The sequence below is a fragment of the Archangium sp. genome (assembly GCF_036389735.1).
Taxonomy (GTDB): domain Bacteria; phylum Myxococcota; class Myxococcia; order Myxococcales; family Myxococcaceae; genus Archangium.
Genome location: NZ_DASVWK010000903.1, coordinates 1 through 8,105, shown reverse-complemented (window position 1 = coordinate 8,105; position 8,105 = coordinate 1). Strand labels below are relative to the sequence as shown.

3 protein-coding genes and 1 pseudogene are annotated in these 8,105 nt (G+C 66.9%); 2 read left to right on the top strand and 2 right to left on the bottom strand.

What is annotated here, in order from left to right; genetic code table 11:
* Positions 1 to 977: pseudogene (locus VF794_RS32130) on the bottom strand (AAA family ATPase); the annotation flags it as partial.
* Between the two features lie 315 nt (positions 978 to 1,292).
* Between VF794_RS32130 and VF794_RS32125 the strand changes: the two are divergent.
* Together VF794_RS32125 and VF794_RS32120 are read left to right on the top strand one after the other, a co-directional pair.
* Entirely contained in the window at positions 1,293 to 4,157 is a 2,865-nt protein-coding gene (locus tag VF794_RS32125; RefSeq protein ID WP_331116934.1) for a CHAT domain-containing protein, read from the top strand.
* Positions 4,158 to 4,187: 30 nt separating this feature from the next.
* The gene (locus VF794_RS32120; RefSeq protein ID WP_331116933.1) at positions 4,188 to 7,889 is read left to right on the top strand and encodes a CHAT domain-containing protein; all 3,702 of its coding nucleotides are present in this window, start codon (positions 4,188 to 4,190) and stop codon (positions 7,887 to 7,889) included.
* 12 nt (positions 7,890 to 7,901) lie between these two features.
* Here the strand turns inward: VF794_RS32120 and VF794_RS32115 are convergent.
* A partial coding sequence (locus VF794_RS32115) for a hypothetical protein (RefSeq protein ID WP_331116932.1) occupies positions 7,902 to 8,105 on the bottom strand: 204 nt, incomplete at its 5' end.

Sequence of the window (8,105 nt, the reverse complement as noted above, 5' to 3'; positions counted from 1 at the left end):
GCGAGAACGAAGTCCCCCTCGCTCACCTTCACCACGAAGGAGAAGAGCTGCCTCTTCACATCCCCCTGCCGCGGTGCCAGTCCTCCGATCCTGCCCAGGCGGTTGCCCAATTGTTTCAGGCCGTCCTTGTCCGGGGTCGTCTCCGAGAGATCTCCCAGCATCCGCCCTTCCACCGCGACGCAGTTCCCCTCCCGCATCACGTGCCAGTGAGCAGCGAGCCCGCTCCCGTCGAGCATGCCGACGCACCAATAGCGATGCGGACTGCCATGGCGCGACTTGAGCAACCTCGTCGCGGTGTTCACGGGGACGTCGAGTTCCCTGGCGAGGGCGATGAAACGGCCGGCGCACACGTACCGCCCCTCGCCTCCAGGCGGAATCTGGAGGAGCTTCATCAGGTGGAAGCGCTGGTAGTCGGCGTTGTGGTAGTCGTCGAGCTTGTTGGGAAACAGCAGGCTCCAATACTTGTGACTCCAGGCCAGGTCGCTGAGCTCGGGCGCCGCGGCCTCGAGCTGCTCCTGGAGCCGGAGGTAGTCCGAGTCACTCCCGTCCGTCGGAAGCTTCTCGAGCAGCCTGACACCGAGCAGGAGCTGGTCGCGGTGCCGCCGCGCGATACGCACCGCCTCGGTCAGGGAGAGTTCGCGCTGGTTCATGGGGCTGCCCGTCATCCAGGCACCCGTCTCCTTGCGCCGGTAGATGCCGAACTTGAGTGCGCTGCCCCCCGCGATGCTGCCGAAGATGGCCGGGAACTCCTCGTCGTCCTTGAACTCGAGCCAATAGACCAGACCGTCGCGCCGACCATGGTCGTGCATCAGCGACAGCAGCTCCTCCCCGTCCAGGTTGCGCAGCCGCTCCGGACCGAACCGGTCCCGGAAGAGGCCGTAGAACCCATCGAGCTGCGCCCGGGAGTGGAGCTGGCCCTGCTCATTGAGCTTCCGCTCGGTCTCCTTCAGCGCATGGGTGAGCCTTCCATCGAGCACGGCTTGTCTCCTGTCACGTTGGCCTGTCCTCAACGCATGATACGGCGCGCGCACTCCCTCGCGGTCGCCTCGCGCCCGCACTAGAGTGACGAGGATGAGCGGACTGGTCGAGTTGCTGCTCCACATCGAGCCGGCGGTTTCGGGCCAGCACCACGTCGACGCCACCCTGAGGGAGCGCCCCTCCCATCCGCCGCGGTTCCGGGTGACCCAAGGGCAGGTCGAGGAGGTGGAGCCCTGGAGCTTCGGTGCGGAGGGCGTGGAGCATCGGAACGCCAAGGGCTTCATCTTGGCTTTCTCTGGGCCTTGCTGGGAGAGGTGATCCGGCTGTCCAGGCGTTTCTTCCAGCAGGCCCGGGAGGAGCGCTCCACCCTGTTCCGGCTCACGGTCCGCTCCACGCTCGCCGAGGTTCTCGGCTTTCCCTGGTGGAGGGTGCTGTCGCTGCTGTCGCGGCACCGCGCCGCAGACGCTCTCGACAGGCGCATCGCCATCATTGCCCGCTCCCCCGAGCAGTTGGAGCCGCGGCCCACCCTCCGTCCGCCATTGACCGTTCGTGTCGACGGACAGCAGGGACGGCTGACGCTCGACCCCTTCACCCAGCAAGCCATCCGGGTTGGACTCCTCGAGGTCCAATACGACACCTCCCTCCTGAAGGAGATGGAGGAGGTGGAGGAGGTGGAGGGAGTTCACGTCCTCGCCGAGAACGGAGCGACGTGGGGCTCCAGGTGGGGGGCCAGGCTCCTCGTCATCGAGGTGAAACCGAACAAGGGCTCACTCTCCGCCCAGCCTCCCCCGGGTGTGGATGCGGTCCTCCTGGTCTCTGGGCCCGAGGAGGCGCGCCGCGTCTTCTTCCAGCACTTCTACCGTGCGGTCCTCCACAACCAGCCCCTGGAGCAGTGCGTACGCGAAGCGTTCGCCGCGTCCCCCAGCATGGCCGTCCAGGTCGCCTTCGGCGCTCGCGAAGGCGGCGAGTATGGGCTGCTGTTCACACGGGCCGCCGCTGAACTCCGGGAGCACGCCAGGGACCCGTTGCCTATGGGCGGTCCCGACTCCGACGCGGACCAGACGCTGGAGCGCATCGAGGCACGCCTGGCGCGGGAAACGCCCGTGCTGGAGTCCTCGAGGGTCCGACGACACGTCCGTACGTTCCTCCAGTCGCTGAACACGAGCATCCGCACCACGCACGCTCAGCTCGATGCCCAGCTCGCGACGCTCGAAGGGCTGGCGTTCAGCGACAAGCCCCGCGTGCTGTCCGAAGTGGCCCAATCCTTTCAGGCACTCGACTCGGACGTCGAGAAGGTCCAGGAGCAGCGCCTGCGGAGGATGAACACGGGCAGTCTGGTGACGCTGCTGGAGAACGTGGATGACAGGGAGCTCCAGCGCGGCTTCACCCGACTGCTCAATGTCTGGCTCAGCCAGAAGCCAGGGGGGCCGCCCGTCGATCGCACCCGTCCCCTCTCACGTGGAGCCGGTGCGTGGCTGCACATCAAGATTTCCCCGGCCGCCATCGCCGAGGCGTTCTCCGCGACGTTCCCCGATTTTCAGGTGGACCTGGCCTTTGGTAGGGAACCGCTCCGGCTGACCGTCTGCATCTTCCACGATGCGGCGGCCGTCCAGGTGGAGCAACCTCGTGGCGAGCTGCTCCTTCCGAGGCGGGGTGAGAGCACGGAGTTCCGGACGTATCTGCGGCCCAACGCACCAGGCAGGTGCAGGTTGCGCGTCTGCCTCTTCCACCAGGGCACCCTGCTCCAATCGCTCGTGGTGGAGGCGGAACTGGAGGCGGACGGCCCCCGCACCTCGCCTGCCCCCGAGGGCGCGGAACCCATCCGGTACGCACTCGACTACGTGGCCAGCCCGGACTTCCTCCTGCTCGAGCAGCACACTCCTCCGGTCCTCAGCCTCGTCACCAACCACGCGGCCGGTGGAGAGGTGTGGCTCGGGGTCTTCTCCAGCCAGGAGCCGGGGCATGGCGGGATGCGCACGGGGACCCTCCACACCTTCCCGGAAGAGCGGCTCTCCACCTTCGTCCAGAGGGTTCGCCGGGGGCTCCTCGAGCTCCAGAAAAAAGAGGGCAGTGGATACCAGGGGCCGCCCGACGCTTCGAACCAGACCCTCCGTGTCCAGGGCCTCGTGCAGCTCGCCAGCCAGGGGGCCCGGCTCTACAACGGGCTCTTCAGTGGAAACCTGTCGCTCTCGAACAAGGAGCTCCAGACCTTCCAGCAGGGGCTGCGGCAGCCAGGACTCATCTCCGTCGCGCGCTGCAACCTGTCGGAGCATTCCATCCCCTGGGCAATGCTCTACGACCTGCCGCTCGACACCGGGAATCCCGCGGGCTTGAAGCTCTGCCCCGTCTTCCTGAAGCAGCTCGAAACCCAGGAGGATCGGCTCGATGCGCCGGAGTCATGCCGGACACTCCCCGAGTGCCCGCTCCGAGGTGCCCAGGCGCGCCAGACGGTCTGCCCCTTCGGCTTCTGGGGCATCCACCACCAGATCGAACAGCCGCTGAAGCAGCTTCGGGTGGAGGACCTGAAGGAGCTACCGTCCGAGCTGGCCAGTGCCGCGTTCGCCGAGTCGTGCCAGTTGCTCGCGGACCCGGCGCCCCCCCAGGCCTTCATGGGCTATGACCATCAGGCGCATGGCGTGGAAGAGCACTATCAGGAGTTGCATCAGCTCGAGGGCTGGGCGCTCGCGCGGAGCGCTGTACGCGAGGAGGTGATCGAGGCCCTCGAGCAAGAGCCCGATCTCCTCTACCTCTACTGCCATGGCCACCAGAAGGAGGGGGTCTTCAAGCTTGGGTTCCAGGATGCGTTCATCGAGGCGACGAGCTTGCAGTTCACCGGGGAGCGGAAGCCGTTCTTCGTCTTCCTGAACGCCTGTGACAGCGTGGCCACGCTGCCCGAGACCCTCAACACCTTCCTGGGTACGCTCATCCGTCTGGGCGCCCTGGCCGTCATTGGCAGCGAGATCACGATCAGCGCGCCCTTCGCTCGCCAGTTCGCCCGGCGCCTGCTGGAGGACTTCCTCGCTGGGAAGTCGCTGGGAGCGGCCTTTCTGAGCGCGCGACGCCACTTCCTGCGCCAGCTCAACCCGCTCGCGCTGGCGTATACCCTGCACGCCGCGGCGGACGTGCACCTGCACGCGGAGAGCTGCGATCACTGTGCGGCCCGGAGCCGTGCGGTATAGGTACATCCACGTCATCCGGAGGAAACGACGTTGCTGGCGCCCCTTGAGCTGCTCATCGAGTTCGTTCGAGCCGACAAGAGCCACGACCCCTACGCCTTCCAGTCCGGGCCTCAAGAGTACTTGAGCCGCAAGGAGAAGGGCGGTCTGGTCCGCACGAGCTTCTCGTGGGACGGCGAGGCGCTCGGGGACCTCAAGGCCCTCCAGGGACGTTCTCCCGCGCCGGAAGCCGTGAGCCGCCTGGGCGAGCGGATGGGCTCGCTACTCCCCGCCGTGGACAAACTGTTGATCCAGAAGGCCCTGGACGAGGGAAGGCCCGTGCGGCTCACCCTCCGGGCCGCGGCGGCGGAACTCTTCGCACTGCCCTGGGAGCTCCTACAACTCTCCCCGCGGGGACTGCCGCTCTATGCCTACCCCGGCATCACCATCCGTTACGCGTGGCCGGAGACCACGACCACCCGGCCCCGGCTCGAGCCGCGACCCGAGGGCGGCAGGATCCTCTTCGTCTGGTCGGACAAGGGGGGAGGCGTTCCAGCGGCCGAGCACCTATCAGCGCTGGAGGAAGCCTGCCGCGCTGGCCACCTGCCCTTCGACCCCGAGGAGGATGTGTTGCCCCGGGTCTCCTGCAAGGCCCTCACCGGGAAACTCGAGCAAGCGGAGACAGAGGGCCGCCCCTATACGGTCCTCCACGTCCTCTGCCATGGCGTCCCACTCACCCCGGAGCGCAAGGCGTTCGGCCTCGCCTGGCATGGCAGCTACGCCGGAGGACGGGATGTCGTTACCGCGGACCGGTTGAACGTTCTCTTGCATCGGCATACGTCCACACTCCGGCTCGTGGTCCTGTGTGCCTGCCATGGTGGCAACCAGGGGGAACCCGGGAGCTATCTCGGCAGTGTGGCCCAAGCGCTGCATCGGGTCGGCTTCGAGGCCGTGGTGGCCTCCCGCTTTCCGCTCTCGCAGCCGGGCTCGCTGACGCTGACGAAGCAGCTCCATGGGCACCTGCTCGGTGGCCCGACCTCGCTGGAGGAAGCCTTCCTGGCGGCGAGGGAGGCGCTCATCCGCGAGGGGCTCCCCACGCTCGACCATGCCGCGATTCAGCTCTATGGCCGGCCCGAGGATGGCTGGGACACGCGCCCGGTGGTCATCCGTCCCTATCAGGGGCTGCGGGCTTTTCAACCGGAGCAGGCACGTTTCTTCCTCGGACGTGCTTCCGAGTGTGCGGCGCTCCTGAAGCGGGTGCTGGAAGCCGAGGCGGGGCGACTTCCCCCCTTCCAGGTGCTGGCCGCTGCCTCCGGTACAGGCAAGTCCTCGTTGGTGTTGGCGGGACTGGTTCCCGCGCTCGTCCGCGGGGGCTGGCGCTGGAAGGTCGTCCGGCCCGCGGAGGTGGAGCGGGAGGTGTCCGCGCTCGAGCTGTCCTCGCGGGGGGAGCCGGTGGGAACAGCGTCGGCGGGCCCCTTCCTCCTGGTCGTCGACCAGTTCGAGGAACTCTTCACACGGCTGTCATCACCCGCCGATCGGTCCGCGATCTCCCAGAAGCTCTGGGCGTTCGCAAGCCGCCCGGGTGTCGTGGTGCTCTGTACGCTGCGGGTCGATTTCCTGGCGCGTTGCGGTGAGGTGAGGGTGGAGGGGGAAAGCCGGCGGCTCGATCAGGTGGTCTACGACGAACGGCACCGGATGTTCCTGTCCATGATGGACGCGACACACATGGCCGAAGTCATCAGGGGCCCAGCGGGTCTCGTGGGGCTTGAGTTCCAGGAGGGCTTGGTCGAGACGCTGCTCGAGGATGTCGCTGGCGAGCCCGGAGCACTGCCGCTCCTGGAGTACGCACTGGATCGCCTGTGGGAGCAGCGCTCGGGCTGGTTGCTGACGCACGAGGCCTACACGGCCATTGGTGGGGTCGCGGGGGCACTCACAGGCACGGCGGATCGGCTGATGGCGGGCTTCTCGGAGGTGGAGCGGGAGCAGGCCCGGAGGCTCTTCGTGGCGATGGTGGGGCGGAGTGAGGAGGGCTCACTCGACACGCGCCGACGCGTGTGGGTAGGCGAGGAGCGGCCTCAAGAGCCCGAGGCCCAGGCTGTCTTCGAGCGGGTGGTGGAGACGCTCGTGGCGAGCCGGCTGGTGGTCAAGGGACTGGAGCCGGATTCGGGTCGAGGGGCCTGGATGGAGGTGGCGCACGAGGCGCTCATCCGGAAGTGGCGGGCGCTGCGCGAGTGGGTGGTCCAGGACTGGGAGTTGCTCAAGCAGAAGCGCGAATTGGAGGTGCTGGCGGAGCATTGGGAGCGAAGCGCGACCGAGGCGGATGGCGGCGCATCGTATCTGCTCACGGGCAGCCGCTTGCGGCGGGCGCGGGAGTTCCAGACGCGCGCCGTGCTGAGTGGCCGGGCACTCCAATACCTGGCCGCGAGCGAGGAGGTGTTCGTGCGCCAGCGCGTGGCGCCCCTTGATGACCTGGAGGAGCAAGGTTGGGGAGTGATTGCGCCCGTGGGAGCACGTGGCGATCTCCTGCTTGCATTGGTCGCCAACCTGATTGCGCATCGAGAGCGCCTCCAGCGCAGGCCGGTCAGTGTGTACCGTGTGCAGCCAGACCTCGGTGCCGCGATGAGCGTGAGGTGGCGGGAGGCGGTCTACCTGGATCCTCAGGTGTCTCCTCGAGACCGGCCCGCCTATCTCCTGATTCTGGGCGACTTGCAGGAGGTCTCGCTGGAGCTACAGCAGGAACTCTCCGGTGACCTCATGGTCGGGCGCCTCGCTTTTCGTCGAGACGAGGATTATTCGGCCTACGCCATGAAGGTGCTTCGTTGGGAGCAGTCCCCGCCCACGAGCGACGAGGCCAGGCTCCTGCTTCTCACGCCTGAAGATGGCACCACGGCGACACAAGCTGCCCGAGACTCACTCCTGAGTCCTTGCCGTGAAGCAGCGCTCAAGGAGCAGGCCCAGGGTCGATTCCCGGCTGCTCAGCTCGAGCAGCAGGTGGCGCCGTCGGTGAAGCAGTTCCTTCTTGAATGGGCCTCGGTACCTGTACCCAGCGTTGTCCTCTCAGCGAGCCATGGGCTAGGTGCTCCTCGCGCGGGCTGGGCGTCGTTGAAGGAACAGCAAGAACGCCAGGGGGCGCTCCTGTTGGGAAGGGCATCGCACCAGGATGGGGTCCTGTCCGCCGACGATGTCTGGGAAAAGGTGTTACTCCCTGGAGGGCTGTGGCTGATGTTCGCGAGTCATAGCGCGGGATTCCATGAGAACGCGCGCTACGCCGCCATCCTCAAGCAGAGTGCGTATTGGGGCCTTCACGTGCAGAATGGGAGCGCCCCCTTTATTGCCGCGCTGCCCCAGGCCTTGCTCGCGGCTCCAAGCGGCCCCCTGGCTGTAGTCGGATGCGTGGATGTCGGGTGGGCTTCGGTCTTCTTGAGCACACCGGGTGAGCGCAAGTTCTCCCGCTTCCTCGAGTTCCTTCGAATCGTTTGTCGCGGGAGCCGTATTGGAACAGCCATGACCGGCCTCCAGCGAGATGTGCCCGCGCTGACGAGCGAGGCGATCGCCCTGTTTGAACAGGAGCAGGAGGCTAGCTACCTGAGGAGCCAGGACTTGAATGAACCCAACAGCGCTCCGATCGACCCGCAACACCGAACGTATGTCCAAGTCGAGCGTCATGCGTTGCGGAGCATGATCCTGCTCGGGGACCCGGCGGCGCGCCTGCCGCTTTCGAGCCGCGCGCTCACCTCGGGACTCGCTGGGAACTGAGGCCCACGCGCCTCAAGCCATGTCGAGCGTCAGAACGTGCTCCCCGGGCTTCAGGACGTTGAGCACGTAGTCATTGCTCTCGGGCGGATGCTCCCGTGCGAAACGCCGCACACTGGGGGCGTTGTTGGTGACGTGCAGGGTGAAGCGCCGCTGCTGCTCCTTCGCGGCCTGGAGGATCCACTCCAGTACCCTCAAGTCCGGGTTGTCATGCCTGCC